General features: G+C 63.3%; 17 protein-coding genes. 8 read left to right on the forward strand and 9 right to left on the reverse strand.

Going from position 1 to position 17825, the window contains the following annotated elements; all coding sequences use genetic code 11:
- Nucleotides 1-16: 16 nt before the first annotated feature.
- Entirely contained in the window at nucleotides 17-274 is a 258-nt protein-coding gene (locus ACSVHC_RS22840) for a response regulator transcription factor (RefSeq protein WP_439181346.1), read from the reverse strand.
- Nucleotides 217-723 carry a hypothetical protein gene (locus tag ACSVHC_RS22845; protein ID WP_437773798.1) on the reverse strand — a complete coding sequence of 169 codons (507 nt, stop codon included), beginning with the start codon at nucleotides 721-723 and terminating at the stop codon, nucleotides 217-219. Before ACSVHC_RS22845 ends, ACSVHC_RS22840 begins: the two co-directional genes overlap by 58 nt.
- A 660-nt stretch (nucleotides 724-1383) precedes the next feature.
- On the opposite strand from ACSVHC_RS22845, the gene ACSVHC_RS22850 reads away from it, so the two are divergent.
- Nucleotides 1384-2496: a tetratricopeptide repeat protein gene (locus tag ACSVHC_RS22850; protein WP_437773797.1), complete on the forward strand. Its 1113-nt coding sequence runs from the start codon at nucleotides 1384-1386 to the stop codon at nucleotides 2494-2496.
- Nucleotides 2497-2530: 34 nt separating this feature from the next.
- Here ACSVHC_RS22850 and ACSVHC_RS22855 read toward each other — a convergent pair whose 3' ends face one another.
- Complete coding sequence (locus tag ACSVHC_RS22855) at nucleotides 2531-3178, reverse strand: helix-turn-helix domain-containing protein (protein WP_437773796.1); 648 nt, start codon at nucleotides 3176-3178, stop codon at nucleotides 2531-2533.
- 673 nt (nucleotides 3179-3851) lie between these two features.
- Here ACSVHC_RS22855 and ACSVHC_RS22860 point away from each other — a divergent pair.
- The 6 genes from ACSVHC_RS22860 (at nucleotide 3852) to ACSVHC_RS22885 (ending at nucleotide 9115) form a co-directional block, all read left to right on the forward strand.
- The gene (locus ACSVHC_RS22860; RefSeq protein ID WP_437773795.1) at nucleotides 3852-4247 is read left to right on the forward strand and encodes a hypothetical protein; all 396 of its coding nucleotides are present in this window, start codon (nucleotides 3852-3854) and stop codon (nucleotides 4245-4247) included.
- Between the two features lie 93 nt (nucleotides 4248-4340).
- Entirely contained in the window at nucleotides 4341-5762 is a 1422-nt protein-coding gene (locus ACSVHC_RS22865; protein WP_437773794.1) for a glycosyltransferase family 2 protein, read from the forward strand.
- A 117-nt stretch (nucleotides 5763-5879) separates the two neighbouring features.
- Nucleotides 5880-6590, forward strand: a complete 711-nt coding sequence (locus tag ACSVHC_RS22870) for a hypothetical protein (RefSeq protein WP_437773793.1) — start codon at nucleotides 5880-5882, stop codon at nucleotides 6588-6590.
- A gap of 340 nt (nucleotides 6591-6930) precedes the next feature.
- Nucleotides 6931-7464 (forward strand): hypothetical protein, encoded by a 534-nt coding sequence (locus ACSVHC_RS22875; RefSeq protein WP_437773792.1) that lies wholly within the window; start codon nucleotides 6931-6933, stop codon nucleotides 7462-7464.
- Between the two features lie 688 nt (nucleotides 7465-8152).
- Entirely contained in the window at nucleotides 8153-8542 is a 390-nt protein-coding gene (locus tag ACSVHC_RS22880) for a lipopolysaccharide assembly protein LapA domain-containing protein (RefSeq protein WP_437773791.1), read from the forward strand.
- Between the two features lie 294 nt (nucleotides 8543-8836).
- The gene (locus ACSVHC_RS22885; protein WP_437773790.1) at nucleotides 8837-9115 is read left to right on the forward strand and encodes a hypothetical protein; all 279 of its coding nucleotides are present in this window, start codon (nucleotides 8837-8839) and stop codon (nucleotides 9113-9115) included.
- Between the two features lie 108 nt (nucleotides 9116-9223).
- Here ACSVHC_RS22885 and ACSVHC_RS22890 read toward each other — a convergent pair whose 3' ends face one another.
- Complete coding sequence (locus ACSVHC_RS22890; protein WP_437773789.1) at nucleotides 9224-10591, reverse strand: MFS transporter; 1368 nt, start codon at nucleotides 10589-10591, stop codon at nucleotides 9224-9226.
- A gap of 123 nt (nucleotides 10592-10714) precedes the next feature.
- Complete coding sequence (locus ACSVHC_RS22895; RefSeq protein ID WP_437773788.1) at nucleotides 10715-11650, reverse strand: dihydrodipicolinate synthase family protein; 936 nt, start codon at nucleotides 11648-11650, stop codon at nucleotides 10715-10717.
- A gap of 162 nt (nucleotides 11651-11812) precedes the next feature.
- Here ACSVHC_RS22895 and ACSVHC_RS22900 point away from each other — a divergent pair, with 162 nt between their 5' ends.
- Nucleotides 11813-12835: a LacI family DNA-binding transcriptional regulator gene (locus ACSVHC_RS22900; RefSeq protein ID WP_437773787.1), complete on the forward strand. Its 1023-nt coding sequence runs from the start codon at nucleotides 11813-11815 to the stop codon at nucleotides 12833-12835.
- A 23-nt stretch (nucleotides 12836-12858) separates the two neighbouring features.
- On the opposite strand, the gene ACSVHC_RS22905 is transcribed toward ACSVHC_RS22900, so the two are convergent.
- Genes ACSVHC_RS22905 through ACSVHC_RS22920 form a run of 4 tightly spaced genes read right to left on the reverse strand, consistent with a single transcriptional unit; the run spans nucleotide 12859 to nucleotide 17811 of the window.
- Nucleotides 12859-13839 carry a D-2-hydroxyacid dehydrogenase gene (locus ACSVHC_RS22905; protein ID WP_437773786.1) on the reverse strand — a complete coding sequence of 327 codons (981 nt, stop codon included), beginning with the start codon at nucleotides 13837-13839 and terminating at the stop codon, nucleotides 12859-12861.
- The gene (locus ACSVHC_RS22910; protein WP_437773785.1) at nucleotides 13836-14972 is read right to left on the reverse strand and encodes a tartrate dehydrogenase; all 1137 of its coding nucleotides are present in this window, start codon (nucleotides 14970-14972) and stop codon (nucleotides 13836-13838) included. The genes ACSVHC_RS22905 and ACSVHC_RS22910 overlap by 4 nt, the downstream gene beginning before the upstream one ends.
- Nucleotides 14969-16516, reverse strand: a complete 1548-nt coding sequence (locus tag ACSVHC_RS22915; RefSeq protein ID WP_437773784.1) for an aldehyde dehydrogenase family protein — start codon at nucleotides 16514-16516, stop codon at nucleotides 14969-14971. Before ACSVHC_RS22915 ends, ACSVHC_RS22910 begins: the two co-directional genes overlap by 4 nt.
- Before the next feature lie 17 nt (nucleotides 16517-16533).
- Nucleotides 16534-17811 carry an NAD(P)/FAD-dependent oxidoreductase gene (locus ACSVHC_RS22920; RefSeq protein ID WP_437773783.1) on the reverse strand — a complete coding sequence of 426 codons (1278 nt, stop codon included), beginning with the start codon at nucleotides 17809-17811 and terminating at the stop codon, nucleotides 16534-16536.
- Nucleotides 17812-17825 lie beyond the last annotated feature (14 nt).

Genomic DNA, 17825 nt, shown 5'->3' on the forward strand with positions numbered 1-17825 from the left:
GCAGCTTGAGCATAGGTCATCCCTCGCCCCTCAGGCGGCGGAGGGCGTCCACCCGGTTGTTGCTCCCGAGCTTGGCGTAGGCGTGTTCGAGGTGTTTCGCAACGGTCCTGGGACTACAGCCGAGCAGGTGCCCGATTGCGGCCGTCTTGAGACCTTGACCGAGCAAGCGCATGACATCCTGCTCGCGTGCGGTGAGAGAGAACGCTTCCGCACCGGCTATCTCCGATGAACTGTCCGCATTGCCTGCATACGCAGAATCGAGCAGCTGCAGCATTGGCTGGACCTGCCGGGCCAGCTCGACCTCGTTGTCATTGTCCAGCAGTGAAACGAATCCAGACGGCTGCCCACCGTGAGAAGCGCCAGCTGCCGCTTCACGTCAAGCAGCGAAAGTACTTCCTGGAAGGCGCGGGTTCGGTACAGCTCGAGGTCCGAGATCACGTCGCTCAGGCGGCGGGGACGCCAATCTCCATCCACGCTGTCAGCCTGGAAGCTGACAACGAGCGGGTGCTCGTCATACCTCTCGAGCAGCATCTTGGGCACCTCGGGGCAAGAGTAGTAAGGGTAGGCCAATATCTCCACGTGGCCGGCTCGCGCGTCCAAGGAATTCCAGGTTGCGTGGTCTGAGGGGAAGAGCTTCAGGAGGAGCTGGCTGGCCGCGTCCAGATACGCTTCCCGGTCCCCCAGGTGGTTCAGCTGCGCGGCGAAGTCGGCTGCAGGGTCCATTGCTCCCCCTCGAAGCGGGCGGGAAGGCTGCGGAAGGTTATAACCGCGCCCACCGCGACGTACAAGAAGGTTAGGACCGGGCCGTCCATACGTACAAGAGCGTATTTACGGATTCTTGAACAGAGCGGAACGATGTAGCTGAAATCATTCGACTCGTCGCCTTGAAACAGGGAGAGGGGAGCGATCCGTGTCTCACAGCACCCCTCTGAACCAAACGGGGCTGGGCCGGTAAAAAGCATCAGGGCCGTGGGCGCAAAAGCGTGTACAGGACATCCGCATCGCCAGATAACGAGCATGCTGGAGAGGCCCCCGGCCACCTACACCCACGACCTCGTATCGGAAAGGAGACTGAAACGAAACTCACCCTCAAGCGGGCCCTCTTGGCTGCCGCAGCAGGCATCGGCGCCGTCGTCGTCTCGGCAGGTCCCGCCCTCGCCGGCTCCGGCAATAACCACGCTGAGCCGCTAACACGTCGCTGAAGCGAGGGGCGGCCCTGCACCCCTGAAGTCCGGGGCCGCCTCATCATGAACAATGCCAGGAGGCCGGACATGAAGCCCACCATCACGCGAACGCACGTCGCGGCAGCCTTCCTCCCAGCCACGTCGCGGGAAGTCCCCCAGCCAACCCAGGAACCAAACGGCAGCGATTGCAGGGGGAAAAATGGTCAGGGAAGAGCGCACCAGTTGGACCCTCGTGCGGGCCTGCCATGCGCTGAGCCGGGCAGCTCCGGCGGAGTCGGCGCGTCTCGCGGGTTCGGCGCTTGGACTGCTACCGGCGCAGACGCCTCCATACCTCGCGGCCGTTGCCCGCCGCAGCGGGGTGCTCATGGCCCTCGCGTCCGCCGCTGCGGCACTCCGCGATCACGGGACGGCGATCGCCAACCTGCAGGAAGCCGAGCACCTGCTGCTGCGACTGCCCGGATCGAAGGGCCGAGACAGATGGCTGGCAGAGGTCCTCCTGCGGCTCGGGAACGAACTTCGACTCGCCGGAGATTACGACCAGTCAAGGCTGGTACTTGAGCGCGCTGAGCGCCTCGCGTCAGCAGACCTGGCACGGCCGCTCCGGCTGGCCGCTGTACGGAACCACCAAGGCATCCTGGCCAAAGACACGGGCCGGTTCCCTGAAGCCTCAGAGCGTTACACCATGGCACGCAAGGCGATAGAGTCTCAACTCGGCCCCGCGGCACCGGAGCTCGCTGGCGTCTACCACAATCTTGCCGGGCTTCTCTGTGCACAGGAACGCTTCGCCGACGCCGCGACCCCGGCACTCCGGGCCGTCGCGCTCCGCATGAAGGCCCGCCCTCCCGACGCGGAAGGACTAGCCTCGGACCAGTCCGTACTCGGTACCGTGCTCATCGGCCTCAACATGTTTGACCAGGCCGAGGACTCGTTCCGACGCTCAAATGCGATCTGGTCCACACGGTTAGGTCACGAGCACTACGAGGTCGCCGTCCAGCTGAACGGGCTGGCAGTCATCCACCAGGCGCAGCACCAGTTCGAAACGGCAGCATCGGAGTTTCAGGAAGCACTGCGCATCAAGGAGCGCGTGCTCGGGCCGGCACACCGCGAGATCGCGGCCCTGCTGAACAACCTCGGCACGCTGGAGACGGACAGGGGAGACCTCGAGGAAGCTATGCGCCTCTACGTTGACGCCCTGCGCATCTTCAAAGCCGCGGTGGGCGACCGGCACCCGGACGTCGTCGTCTGTGCCTCCAACTTGCAACGGGCGAGACGCCGACTCGCTTCGGATCCGTCCGGCATAGGCAAACTGTAGGTAGGGAATCGCTCCGCGGATCGTGGCCGGTTCGTCAGCACGTTGGGCCTGGGCCCCTGTGCCCGGTGCCGGAGTTCTTGGATCCTGCATCTTTTGCACCGGCCAGGATCTTCTGGATGCGCTGGTAGGACACTCCGACGACCTCGGCGATTTCCGGAGGGGTCATGCCTTCATCCATCAGTCCCCCGATCGCGTGCACCCGCCGTTGCCCGGCCTCATTCAGCAGTTCGTCGGCCCGGATCTTCAAGGACTCGGCCTGCATCCATGCGAGCATGCCAGGGCACATAGCCTCATAGACGACGTCGAAGAGTATCTGGTCCCTTCCAATCCGCAGGATATCGGAGAGCCGCTCGGCCAAGGACCGTTGCGCGGCCATCAGGCGGGGGCCCGTGACACTCACAGACCTTTCAACATCGCAGATGGTCCACTTCGCACCGTCCCAGGTGGCCCTGATCTTAACCGTCACCGGGGACTCTTCGGGCATCCCCCGGCTGCTGAGCCAGGTGCGGAGCTGCACCGGGTCGTACCGGGCCGCGCCACGGTTCCCGGGCAGACGCAGATCAGCCGCCGTCCCGTTTAGTGCATCAGCCAGGGCTTTGAAGGACATCACGTCCTGCCCTGCCCGCATGGCTGCTTGCCGCAAAGTCAACGGAGCCTCCCGTGACGGCACTCCAGCATCCATCCCATGTCCTCCCCAAAGGCATCAAGGTTCCTGGTTAGAGCAAACAGCCCACGGGTAAGTAGTGGCACGAGTAGCGGCTACTTGATTTCTGGTGGTCGATTCGGACGGAAACACTCAGCCTACTTAGTATCCGGGGTCGTTGCGCTTCCAAGGAAGTCCTTGCCGATGCAGTACGCGGAAAGCCCGACGACGGGCTGTGGTCCCTGCCGCGGAGCGGTTTCGGACCAGGAAATTCACTCCCCCTGAACCGCGCGCCCGAAACCCGGAGGGTGGATCTCGCTACCTGAGAGGGATTCACACTGGCGTTTCAACGTTGAAATCCAAGGGATTTCACAGGCAAATCGCGTCTCGATCACACCTGTCCCGTCAAGCGCGTCTCAGTGTCTTCCAAGTAGCGATTTCCGAGTGTTGCGGTCGAAACGACCGCCCCCAGGCACACGCCGTGCAAGTGCACTTGTCCGGCCACCCAGACGTTCCGCGCCGGATTCGGGTAGCGGCCACTCGGGGCCGCGGCAGCTTCCCGCGCATAGATTCCAACACGAAGGAAACCAAACAAAACGGACAGGAGCCGGGCACGTATGGGTGCAATCCATCGATCGAAACCACCGAAAACCAGTGTGATTCACCGTGTCCGCGACCGGTCAGGGAACGCCCGAGCCTCCGGAGCCCCGCAATGACGATGCCGAAGCAACCCGAAGGCGGGCAGAAGGCCTACCGGGAAGCCGTGAGCATGGAGGTCCCCGCGTTGGTGGAAGCGCTCTGTGATCTGCTCGGGCCGCGTCTGGTGGCCCAGATCGGCGCCGTCAAGGAAACCCGGGCCGTGCGTCAGTGGATTGCCCATGAGCGCGCCCCATCCGCACCCACCGTGAGACGACTCCGCGACACCTACCAGATTGCCCATTCCTTGTCCGAATCATGCAACCCGGAGGTAGTTCAAGCCTGGTTCGACGCCATGAACCCGATGCTGGGCGATTCCTCGCCGGCACGGCTGTTGCGTGACGGCGAGGGCGACGAGACCCCGCTCAGGGTTCTGGCCGCCGCCCGCGACTTCGCTTCCGGCTCCGCATAACTGCGAAGCCCGCCTCACCCCGGAACCCTTTCGTACGAGACCCGGACCAGCCACCAAGCAGGCCCGCCACTGCACTATGCCCAGGAGACAGCTATGACAGAACTACTCGAAAACAGCACCAAGAACCCCTATCTGACCATCGCCCCCCGCAGCACGGCCGAGGATACGGCCCGGGCCACGATTGCCTGCGTGATCCCCGCCTACAACGAGGAAGAGAGCATCGTCGAAGTGCTCCGCGCACTGCTGAGGCAGAGCCGGCTTCCGGACGTGATCCATGTGATCATCAACAACAGCGACGACGACACTTTCTACCTCGCCCGGGAGTTCGCCGGCCCGCACGAACACACGTACCAGGACGTTACCTACCGCACGGAAGTCTTCGTCCATGACATCGGTTCCAACAAGGACAAAAAGGTCGGGGCACTGAACTACGGCTTCGCCCAGGTCTGCGACGAGTACGACTATTTCCTCGGAGTGGACGGCGACACCGTCGTCGACAAGATGGCGGTGGAACGGCTCGAAGCCGAAATCATCTCCGACCCGCGCATCGGCGGCATCTCCGCCATCTACACGGTTTCAGAGTCAGCAGCGGAAGGTTTCACAGCCAAGTTCCTGACCGCGGGACAGCGCGCGCAGTTCGCCGCGTTCAACATGGACAACCTACTGCACGGACGCAATATGGCGGTCCTGGGCGGGCAGTGCTCGATCCTGTCCATGGAAGCACTCAAAAACGTCATGATCGACAACCGGCAGGCAACACCGTGGGTCAAAGACTCCGAGGTAGAGGATTCGCTGCTCTCCCTGCAGATCAAGAACCTGGGCTACGCCACAAAAATCTCCGCCAACGCCCGGGCCACCGTCGGCGGCATGCCCACCATGCGCTCCCTGGACGGCCAGCAAGTGAAGTGGAACTACGGAGCGATCGACCTGATGTGGCCCGGACAGCGCAGCAACACCGCCGGCCAGCCCTTCCATCCAAACCTGCGTTTGCGCTGGAGCGAGAACATCTCGATGCTGTTCAACATCCTCACCCGGCTCTCCTTCATCATGCTCCTGGCGGCCTCATTGAGCATCCAGGCCTACGTCTTCTACCCGGTCTGGCTTATCCCCCCGCTCGTGGCCATCATCCTGAATCTCCGCATCGCCACCTCAATCCAGGGCAAATCCGGCAAGGACATCGCCTTTGCCCTCCTCGCCATACCGGCGGAAATATACCTCTGGCTCCGCATGGGGCACTTTGTCCGCGCCTGGACGAAATTCTTCACCAGCACCCAAACCGACAACTGGGCAGCACAGGCCCGCGCCGAACGGGGAGCCGGCAGCGCCCACATCATGCCCGCGGTGGTGTTCGCCATCATCAGCATCGGCCTGATCGCAGCCTGGCTGCAGCAACCCGTGGACGTGCAGTCCGCCATCCTGTCGGTGGGCTGGCCGGTCCTCTACATCACCACCATGGTCCAGACCGCCTTCATGCTCCGCAAGGCAATCCGCCGCCACCGGGGATTTCATGTCTGACACCCCGCAGCCCGCGACCACAGCCCCCAAACCAGCTGGCCCTCTAGAGCCTCGCCTTCCAGAGGTGCGCTGCAGCAGCCCGGCACGCCCAGAACCCCTCCCACCAAAGGAAAAGCCATGACTCCACGACACTCCGCATCCCGGCAGCCCCGGCGCCCTGCCGGCATTCCCGTCATCGCCGCCGCAGTGACGCTAACCCTCGCCGGCTGCGCTGTTCCCGGCCTCCCCGGAGCCACCGGGGCACCAGGCGCGCCCGAAATGCAACGGGTCGTCGCCGCCGGCGTCCACACCACCGACCCCGTTCCTGCCGCCACGCCCGCCCCGACACCGTCTCCGAGCCCCACCGCTATCGTCACCCCTCCGGCAGCTCCAGCATGGGTTCCGGCGAAGAACGATCTGGGAACCGGCTCCGTGACACATCGAGTTGACGCCGCGTCGCACACCCTGATCATCGACTACTGGACCAATGAGGACCCGGCATCCTGGACGCCGGAAAGTTCACCCCTCATCCGACTCAATGCCCGGATTGACGGCCCCGACAACGGCAACGCGATCAAGGTGACACGATTCAACGTCCGGGCAGACAGCCTCGCGGCTGTGCTCGCCAACGACGCTGGTGAATTCACCGTCGCCCCGCCCTTCAGCTATTCCTCCGGCGTGGTCGTTCCATCAAACCCCAAAGCACACAGCACCCAGCTGTTGCTTACCTTCGACCTGCTCACCGAGACCGCCCCCGGATCAGGCATCTACGCCCGACAAACGGTCCTGGACACCCTGAACATCGGCTACGCGAAGCCCGGATCCGCGACCGTCACACCCGCCCCCTAGCCCCAAAGGCTGCGGGCCGGCACCAGTGCGACCTGCGGAGGTATGCGGCTGATCGCCCGTCGGGCCTCCGCGACGTTCCCTGAACACCTATGCACTAGGACGCGACCAGCACTCTTGCGACTAGAACAGGCACCACAGACTTGCACAGCCTGTTTCCCCCGCGAATGGTTTGGCGGCCGCAGCCGGGACTACCATTCAAGTAATAAGTGTGCTTAGTATGTTCCCAAGCGTGACTTTGGCGCTACAGCCCCTCGCGGCAGACCTAGGGCGCAGAGTCCGCGTTCTTCGGCTCCACCTTCGATCCCACTTCATGTTCGACCTTTTCGTTAGGAACCACATCATGGCAGGAAATCTACTGGCCCGCGCTGTTCACGATCTGTCCGCGGCCGCCTGGTTCGGCGGATCTCTGATGGGCGCCATCGGCCTGAACGGAGCTGCGGCGGAGGCCAGGGACCCTGCCGAACGCACCCGGCTTTCGAGCCTCGGCTGGATGAAATGGGCGCCGGTTCAAACAGCAGCCTTTGCCACGCATCTTATTGCCGACGTCGCCATCGCATGGGAGAACAAGGGCCGGATTGCCAAGCAAGACGGCGTGGGCGTCAACACCGTCTACAAGACGGCAGTCACCTTGGCCGGCGCCGCCGTGACCCTGTACGCGGGCACCCTGGGTAAGCAAGTCGAGCAGATGGCAGACGAAGGCGCGCGTGGTGCCACCGAGCCCCGTGCAGGGGCATCGAAAGAGCTTCAGGCAGCGCAGAAACAGTTGAAGTTGCTGCAGTTCGCCATTCCGGCATTCGCCGCCTGGGTCATCGTCCTCGGGGCGAAGCACGGTGAGATGCAGCGGCCCAAAAACGTTCTCAAGGGCCTCCGCTGACGCCTTGCCACGTGCAGCTTCAAACGCGGGAGATTGCGAGTATTCCAGCCGCCATCCGCACGGGCGCCCCGTGCTGGACGACGCGCGGTTTGCCCGGTATCTCAGATCGTAGGACATCATCACTGGAAGTTCGGTCAGGTACCAGCGCACGCCGGAGCTGACGTAATCGGTGAACACGATGGCATTGCCCGAGTGGCTTTCCAACAATGAATCAAGCCCATTGCGAGAGACTGCCGCAGGACGGTCCGGTGCTCCGAATCCACCACCGGGCCGATGAGCACAACATGGGAGACGAGCTCAGGGCGGCGATCGATGGCGTGAGTGTCCCCTTGTCCGGCCAGGACCGTTTGAAGCCTGCGATGTTAGCGGTGGGACATCCCGATGCCGTGCACCCTCCTGTTCGGCGCAGAGTTCGACGCCGAAATGGAACGCGGGCGGGAACTGCCGGCAGGACTCGACGCCGAAGAAACCATCCAGCTCCCACCCCGTGGAACCACGCGCAGGGGAGAAACTCGAGAAACACGAAGAAGAACACATCGTCGACGGCGAGAGGCTTAGCGGGCACAACCGGGAGGCGGACTGACCCGTCCCGGGACCGGACAAGGACTCAATCGCACGCCATATCTCCTTGACCCGGCCAGGCGATGCTTGATAGGCAGGCAACAAATCGACAAAAGGATGACCAATCATGACCTCGAACCAAGCGATGCCCGAAATACCCGATCCGCAGCCCGGCGGTCCCCCACTCTCTGGATCCACCTCACCGACAGCCGGCGCGCCGCAGGGCGCTTCCGTCGCCCCAAAGCCGAGAACCACACGTGCCGGCGTCGTTTGGGCCGCAGTCGTCGTGGGCTTGCTTGCGCTGATATTGCTGATCATTTTCATCCTGCAGAACCAGCAGCCGGTCAACGTCTTTTTCCTCGGACTGGCCGTCACGGTCCCCCTGGGCATGGCGTTGTTCATCGCCGCAGTCGCCGGAGGGGTCCTCGTAGCCGCGGCCGGTGCAGCACGGATCATTCAGCTCCGGTCCGACGCCCGCAAAATACGAAAGACGCGCAATAAGCCGAATCCAGAGTGAGTCCCGAGCACGATAGCCAAAGTCGTCGTCACCATCTTTCAGGGTGTCATGACACCACGCAGACTTGTCGATGAGGCCAGAACACTCTCGAAGGCAGGAGCACGTCATGTCGGCAGGGACACCTCGGCACACGATCGCCGACTCCCTCGCCCACCTGGTCCCCCGGACGTTTTCGACGACCTGCACGGCCCCGCGACCGGAACCATGGAATTCCCCCTGCACCTGGACTGGGGACCGGAAAGAAGCTACGACGTGGACGATGACCGTAGCTGTTCGGTGCTGTAACAACTCACCTTGCAGAATTCCGGGTCCATCGAGGAAATCTTCCGCACGGTCCATGCGGCACGCCTGACTGCACTGTGGCCGACCATGATCGCGCTCGAGGTCCTGGCCGACGACGCCTTCCTCCTCGCCGGCGGCCAGGCCCTGATTGAACACGGCATCACCGAACGCCCCTCGAACGACGTCGACCTCTCCCTGAAAGACCCCGTCGCGTCCAAGCTTCTCGCCGTCTACTCGCGCGGATACGCCCGCGACTACCTCGACGCCTACTCCATCATCACCAGCACCTGATCACCCTCTGTCAACACCGCCAGGCACGCTGCCCGGCGTGTCAGGCCAACCCTGAATCCACCGTTATTCAGACCATCCCCCGGTTTTCCTTTCTCCGGCTTGTTGCCGCTATTCGAGGTCGGCGATGGTGCGTCCCGTGCGGTCGGGCGTGAGGACGGAGAAGACGACGCCTGCCACGGGGCCGATGATGCCGAGTGCGAGAGCGAACGGGACGGTGCCGGCGAGGGTGAGTGCGAAGAGGGGGAAGACTCCGGCGCCGAGGCCACGTCCTACGTAGTAGCTGGCGCTGGATCCGGTGGAGCGGATGCGGGTGGGGAAGAATTCGGACATCCAGACACCGAGGACGCCGAATCCTCCTGCCCCTCCGGCGCACATCATGAGTGCCCAGAACGCGGGGGCTGTCCAGAACGCGCCGGTGATGTGCGCGTGTCCCGAGGTGAGCAGGGACAGGAACCAGACGAAGCCGACTGTTCCGAAGAGGCAGGCTGCCGTGAATGCGTACTTGCGGCGGATGCGGTCGGAGATGAAGCCGGTGGTCGAGTAGGTGATGATCGTGGAGACGTAGCCGAGCAGGACGATCAGGCTCGCGGTGTCCAGGGGCAGTTGCTGGGTCTTGAGCAGATAGGTGGACAGGTAGGCGCCCACCGAGTTGGTTGTCAGGAACATCGCCGTCGAAAGGATCATGAACAGGACGGTCCCATAGGCGAAACGCGGGCGGAAGATGTCGATAACGGGAACTTTGGAGCGGCGCAGCTCCGGAGGGAGCGTGCCGTTCCTGCGGTGTTCCTGATAGGCGAGCCATTGCTTGGATTCGGGCAGCAGCTTCAGGGATGCTGCCCCGATCACGAGGCTGACCAGGCCGATCGCGATGTAACCGGCCCGCCAACCCAGGTCGTGGCCCAGGGTGGACAGGAACAGGTAAATGAGGCCTGCGGTGAGAATTTCGCCGACGAAGTACATGGACTGGATGATGCCGCCCATGGTGCCGCGCTTTTTGGTCTGCCAGCATTCGGTAAACATCGAGAACGAAAGCCCGAAGAGGCCACCCATGCCGATGCCGGCGAGCACCCGGGTCAGAAGGAAGATTTCGTAGTTGGTTGCCAGCCCGCCGAGGGTAGCGGCGACACCGAATGCCAGGACGGAGATGGCGAAGGTGCGGCGCCGGCCGAGGGTGTCCCCGAGGGTGCCGAAGACGAATCCGCCCAGGATGGAGGCGAAGCCTTGCACCGTGGCGACCGTGATCAGGGCGATGGTGGAGACGTGCAGGCTGTCGGAGATGTACGCGAGAGGGAAACCGATCAGGTTCAGCTCGGCGCCGTCGAACAGGGTTCCCAGCAGGGCGAAGGCCAGGATAAACCGGATTTCCCTGCGGGTGTAGAACGTGGACGTGCCGCCCGAGGGCGCGGCACCTGCTGCAGAGGCCGCCTGCGCCGGGTAGTCCTTAAAGGCGGGGGCCGTCTTGTTCAGCTCGCGCATTTTGCGAGTCCTCCTTCTCCAGCTGCGGTGCTGGGGGTCGTCGTTGACCAAGGTTGGAGAGAGTGAAAATTTGGGGGGGAGGATGGCGGGCGCTTGGCCCGCCACCCTTGGGATCGCTGAGGATCAGGCGGGAACGGTGACGCTGCCCAGGTTCGCGGACTTCAGGGCCCGTGCGATTTCATCGCTGGCGCCTTCAGCCAAGGGAAGCAGCGGCGGCCGGACGGTGGCGTGCTCCAGGATGCCGCGGGCGACGAGGCCTTCCTTGAGGGCGACGGTACCTTCCATATGGGACCCGCGGTGGTAGACGTTCTTGGTCACCGGCAGGAGGCGGTCGTGAATGGCGCGCGCCGCGGCGTAGTCCTTGGCCTTGCCGGCCGCGATCAGCTCCACAAGCGGTTCGGGGGCGAGCCCGCCGTAGCCGACCAGTGCACCGTCGACGTCGAACATGGTGTGCAGCAGGTACTCGTCATGGCAGGTCAGGATCTGCAGCTCCGGGAAGGTGGCGCGAAGGACGGGGATTTCGGTGTCCCAGCGCTTCATGTTCCGCACGCCGTTCTTGGTGGCGAACACCCCTTCCTGCCCGGCGATCTCCAGCTGGGTCTCGAGATCGTAGGTGGCCTTCGTGGCATCCGGGTACTGGAAGAGAATGAGCGGCAGCCCGGACGTTTCGTAGATTTCCTTGTAGCGGGTCTGCGGGGCGCCCTTCTGGTACCCGAAGCGCAGCCAGCCGTGGGATGGGTAGACCAGACCGGCAGATGCTCCGGCCTCGACCGCGCGCTTGGCTTCAAGGGCGGCAACCATGTTGCCCTCCCCCGTGATGCCGGCGATGATCGGGATTTCGCCATTGACGGCGTTCTTGAATTCCCGGATGACAAGGACCTGCTCCTCCTGGGTCAAGAAGGTCCCTTCGCCTGCGTGGCCCAGGACCACCAGGCCCTTGACGCCCTCGACGCCGGCGAGCCAGCCACCCAGGCGGTGGATCGCGTCGACGTCGACGCTGCCGTCCCGGTTGAACGGGGTTACAGGTGCGGGAACGAGCCCGCGAAGATCGATGGTCATGAGAGCTTCCTCTGTTTTCTTGATCGTAGTCCCGCTACAATGTGAGAACGTTTGCGGGAACGTTTTCATTGTGTGGTGTGTTCCGGCTCACTGTCAAGGGCCTGCCAAACACAAGGAGGAAATAGAGTGTCTTCTAGGACAATCCCGAACAGGAGTATTCACATGGAACCGGCCGAACCAGGCGCAAGCGTCACATTGCGGGATGTTGCCGCGGCCAGTGGCGTGAGTCTTTCCACCGCCAGCCGCGCCCTTGACGAGCGGGGGCCGGTATCGCGCTCGGTCGCCGCCCAGCACGTCCGGAAGATTGCCGAGGAACTCGGCTACCGCCGGAACTCCTTCGCATCAAGCCTGCGCCGGGGGGAAACCCGGACGCTAGGGGTGCTCGTGCCGCGCCTGAGCGACACCGTCATGGCACTGCTGTTCGAGGAACTGGAACGCGCGGCGTCGGACCGCGGCTACTTTGCCATGGTCGCCACCAGCGGCGATGACCCCGAAGACGAACGCCGCGCCGCCGAAACCCTGCTGGACCGCAACGTTGACGGGCTGATCCTGGCAACAGCCCGGCTCGACGACGACCTGCCCCGCCTGCTACGCAAACGCGGCGTCACGCACGCCTTGGTCCTGCGCACCGACGGCGTGAGCCCCTCCGCAATCGGCGACGACGAAGTGGGCGGATACCTCGCCGTCCGGCACCTCCTCGATCTGGGGCACCGCGACATCGCAGTGGTGACCGGACCCTCCTTCACCTCCAGCGGCGTCGGGCGTCTCGCAGGCGCACACCGGGCATTCGACGAAGCCGGCATTAACCCTCCCCGGGAATGGTTGATCGCCGCCGGCTATGGAATTGAGAGCGGATTCACGGCCGGAGAAGCGCTGCTAGGCGGAGGCTCCGGGAAGCGGCCGACGGCCGTGTTCGCGGCCAACGACAACATAGCGCTGGGCATCATCGCCGCAGCGCACCGCTTCGGGATCACCGTCGGGAAGGACCTGTCGCTCGTCGGATACAACGACACTCCCCTTTCGGCCAGGCTCTCCACCCCACTGTCGTCGGTCCGGGTGCCCCTAGCCCAGATCGCCAGCACCGCCATTGATCTCATCGTCAACCAGGGCAAGGAACCCCACATCCGGAAATCCATGCCCACCCTTATCCCCAGGGAATCCAGCGGCGCCCCAAGACGCGCGTGACGGGATCCATTGAAACAGGAAGGTCAGGGAACTGAGACGAATCCGAGGGACTTGTCCACGACGTTTTGAAGCTGCTGGCCCTTAATGAAGAGACGGAGGTTGTCCACGAACAGTCTTCCGAGATCGTCAAGATGGTCCTCGGTGTCACCGCTCATGTGAGGGGTGACGATGACGTTCTCCATGCTCCAAAGCGCGTGTCCCCCAGGTAACGGCTCCGGGTGTACGACATCGAGGGCGGCACCGGCGATGGAACCCGATGCCAGTGCTTCAGTAAGGGCGCCGGTGTGAACAAGTTCGGAGCGGCCGACGTTGATCAGGTGCGCCGACGGTTTCATGGAGGCAAGCACGTCGACGTTCACCAGCCCTCTGGTCTCCGCAGTCAGCGGAGCGGCGAGCACCACATAATCAAAGTCATTGACGATGCCGGGCAGGTCTTGGGAGGAGTAGATCCAGTCGAACTCATCGTCCCCAGGACGAGCTGTGCGTCCGGCACCGCTGACTTCCATGCCCACGGCACGGAACAGGCGCGCGGTTTCACGTCCGATGGAGCCTGTGCCCACTACCAGCACGCTCCGGCCCTGAATCTTTCGGGTGACCCGGTGTTGCCAGCGCTGTTGCTGCTGGAGCCGGAACGAACCCTGCATATCCTTGGCCAAATCCAGGACGAAACCAAGGGCAAATTCGGCGATGGCCCGGCTCAGCACACCCCGGGAGTTCGTGCACACAACGTCGCTCTGGATCAGCTCCTCGAAGAGGAGCTGATCCACGCCTGCCGCCGAGACATGGACCCACTTCAGCGACGAGGCTGCAGCCCAGTTCTCCTTCAAGGCAGGTGAGAATGAATGCCACTGGTACAACACGTCCGCGCCGTCCAGCGCCTCAGCAAGCCCGTCGGCCTTGGTAAGGCGGACATCCGCCAGCTCCTCGATCTCCTGCAGCCGGGGCGGCAAAGCCTCACGGTACAGTGCTACGACTACGGGCCGCTCGCGTTCCGTAGCTGTCATGACGACGCCGTTGCTGCCGCCGGCTTGTTCCCGGTCATGGCGTCCATCGCGCCAACGGCGCCAACGGCGCCAACGGCGCGGATGGCGTCAATGGCGACCAGGACCGCTGCGGTGAATTCGGACGTCGAGGACGGTCCTCCGACGTCGCGTGTGCCAAGCCCCTCGCGGAGGACAGACTCGAAGGCCAATTGGAGGTGCTCGGCAGCTTCCGAATGCCCGAGGTGCTGAAGCATCATGGCCCCCGACCACATCTGGCCCACGGGGTTGGCCAGGCCTTTGCCTGCAATGTCCGGTGCTGATCCGTGGACAGGTTCGAAGAGGGACGGGAAGTCACCTTCGGGATTGAGGTTGGCACTCGGGGCAACTCCGATGGAGCCGGTGACGGCGCTACCCAAGTCCGAGAGAATGTCGCCGAGCAGGTTGGAAGCAACGATCACATCAAAGGTCCAGGGTTTCAGGACCAGGTGCGCGGCCAACGCGTCCACAAGTTCGCTGGTGAGCGCCACTTCGGGATAGAGGCGGGCTGTTTCTTCCACCACTTCGTCCCAGAACGGCATGGTGTGGATGATGCCGTTGCTCTTGGTTGCCGAGGTCAGTCGGCCCTTCCGGGAGGATGCGAGCGATGCGGCGTAGTGTGCGGCCCGCGATACTCCCAGGCGGGTGAACATGGTTTCCTGGACCGCGGTTTCATGCGGCAGCCCGCGATAGGTCCGGCCGCCAACCTCCGAGTACTCCCCTTCGTTGTTTTCACGAACGATGAGGATATCGATCGGTTCCTTGGACGCAAGGGGTGACTTCACGCCGTCGAGCGTTTTCACCGGGCGGAGGTTGATGTATTGCTGGAATTCCCGGCGGATAGGAATCAGCAGACCCCATAGGGACTCTGCGTCCGGCACAGCCGGAGAACCCACGGCACCGAGGAAAATGGCATCGTGCGCTGACAGCTGTTCGAGCCCGTCAAGCGGCATCATGCGCCCGTGTTCGGCGTAGTAGTCCGATCCCCAGTCGAAATAGGTGAACTCAAGGTTCAACGAGTGGAGTCCAGCGATGCGTTCAAGGCATTCGATGGCCGCCGGGACAACTTCCTTGCCGATGCCGTCGCCCGGGATCACCGCGATTTGGTGGGTGGTCATGATGCATTCCGTTCTGCGGTCGTCAGCTGTTGCCACCCGGTGGCCGGCTCGGTCAGTTTGATGATGGTGCTTTTGGGTTCGGTCATCTCACGGACGGCGTGCTTGACGCCTTCACGCCCAACACCGGATTTCTTGAACCCGCCAAACGGCATGGAATCGATCCGGACGTCGCTGGTCTCGTTGATCACCACGGCCCCCACGAGCAGCTTGTCAGCAATCGCCAAAGCCAGCTCAAGTGATTCGGTGAAAACGCCCGCTTGGAGCCCGTACTCGGAATCATTGGCTGCGTGGATGGCGTCGGAGACCTGGATAAACGGCATGATGCTGACCACCGGGCCGAACACTTCCTCGCGGATGACCCGGCAGTCGGACGGCACGTCGGTGAGAACCGTCGGCTGGTAGAAGGCGTTGCGGCGCTGCCCGCCCACGTGGACGGTGGCGCCCGCAGCCTTGGCCTCGTCCACCCATTCCTCTACCCGGCGTGCCTCTGTCTCGGTAATAAGGGGGCCGATGTCGGTCCCGCGGTCGAATTTCGCCCCGACGCGGAGCGCCTTGGTCCCGCTGATCACGTGTTGGAGGACCTCGTCGAACAGGGAAATGTGGACGTAGACGCGCTGGACGGACAGGCAGTTCTGGCCGGCCACTCCGAACGCACCGGCCACGATTGCCTCCGAGGCTTTCGCTGGTTCAGCATCGGCGCAGACGATCGTGGCGTTGTTGCCGCCCAGTTCCGAGAGGATCTTCTTGGCACCTGCGGCAGCAGCGATACGGTCCGCCGTCTTTGGGCCGCCGGTGAAGGAAATGAGGTCCACCTGTGGGTCCGTCACGATCGCCTCGGAGACTCCGGGTCCGGCGACAATCGCCGCGATGCGTCCGGCAGGGACACCGGCGTCCAGCAGCAGCTGGACGAAGGCCAGCCCAGTCAGCGGCGTTCGGCCCGAGGGTTTAAGTACGACGCCGTTGCCTCCGATGAGCGCTGGCCCCAGCTTGTGTGCCACGAGGTTGAGCGGATCATTGAACGGTGTGATGGCGGCGACGATTCCCACCGGTTTGCGGCTGTACCATCCGATCTTGTTTGCTCCGGCCATGCTGTCGTCAAAAGCGAGGGTTTCACCATTGAGTTCGCTGGACGCAGCAGCGGAGAGCCGCAACGTTTCGGTGCAGCGGCGCACCTCACGTTCGGCCTCGTTGATGGTCTTGCTGCTTTCCGCGGCAATGATCTCCGCGAAGCGAACGGACTGCTCCGCCAACAGCGCGGCCGCACGTTCCAAAGCCTCGCGGCGGGCCCGTACGGGCCATTCACCGTCCTCCAGGTGCCGATGAATGTAGGCTATGGCCCGCCGTACATCCTGCGGGGTTGAGGAACACACATTTCCCAAGAGGACGCCGTCTTCGGGATCCCGGACCTCCAGGACCATCTCGGCTCTCTCCCAAAGGCCTTCCAGGAATGCGCCACCCGGAAGCGCGGCAATGTTTGCCCGCCTGTAGGCCGTTTCTTCCGCTGTTTTTGGGCGCCGTTCAGCGACGGTTGTTGACGAACTCATAGGAAACCTTCTCTTGCCTAGCTGAATCGGTCGATAATCTTCGCGGCTCCGCCAATGAAGGGCAGGAACCACGGCGGGCCGAAGTGGCCGGGCACGGGCGGGTTCTTAAGGTCTTCCCACACGTTCGCCTGCTTGTCACCGGCCATATAGTGGGCCATCTTCTTGCCCATGTGGGCGGCCATTTGCACGCCGTGGCCGCTGTAGCAGAGCGAGTAGAACAGGCCATCGTGCGCGCCGGCATGGACCATTTGGTCCATGGAGAGGTCCACCAAGCCGCCCCAGGTGTAGTCCACCTTCACGTTGGCAAGATACGGGAAGAGCTCAGTCATCGCCTTGTGCAGGATCTCGCCGCTCTTGACGTCTGAATCCGGGCTGGACAGCGCAAATCGGGCACGGCCACCGAACAGCAGCCTGTTGTCCGGGGTGATCCGGAAGTAGTACGTCAGCATCTTGCTGTCCGAGGCTTGGCGCCTGTGCGGAAGGATGCGGTTCACGACGTCCTCCGGCAAGGGTTCGGTGACAATGATGAAGCTGCCTACCGGGATCACGCGGCGTTGGAGCCATGGTGTGACATTGCCTGTGTATCCGCTTGTGGCGATCAGAACCTGCTTGGCGCGTGTAATGCCACGGGTGGTGTGTACGTCATGGACCGTGCCGGAGACTTTCTTCAGCTCGGTGACGCCGGCGTTCTCACAAATGTCAGCCCCGGCAGCAGCGGCTGCACCGGCCAATCCGTGAACGAACTTGCCCACGTGGAGGCCGGCCCCCAGCGGATCAAGCATGGCGCCGTGATAGAAATCTGTACCGATTTCGCTGTAGATCTCGGCCTCGGGAATGACTTTCACGTGGTAGTCGGCAAGTTTTGCCAATTGCTCCTGGGACTTCAGCATCCCCTCGTAGTGCGATTTGTGGAAGGCCAGTGAAAGTTTGCCAAAGCGCTTGTAGTCGCAGTCGATGCCGTTGTCCTGGACGAGCTTCTCGATGCTGTCGATCGCGTCGTTGTACTCACGGAACATCTCAACAGCACGGGTACTGCCGTACCGCTTCACCGCGGTATTGAAGCTGATGGCCAAGCCGGTCGTTGCCATGCCGCCGTTACGTCCGGAGGCGCCCCAGCCAACAGTGTGGCGCTCGAAGACAGCGACGCTTGCGCCTTGCTGGGCAAACTCAAGGGCTGCGGATAGTCCGGTAAATCCGGCGCCGATGATCGCGACGTCGACGTTCTCCGGCACCGGAGTGCGCCTGTAGTCTCCGGACGGTTCGGCAGTATCCAGCCAATACGGGGTGAGTTTCACGGTTGACCTTTCAG

Source organism: Arthrobacter sp. KNU-44, assembly GCF_051843155.1.
Lineage (GTDB): Bacteria > Actinomycetota > Actinomycetes > Actinomycetales > Micrococcaceae > Arthrobacter.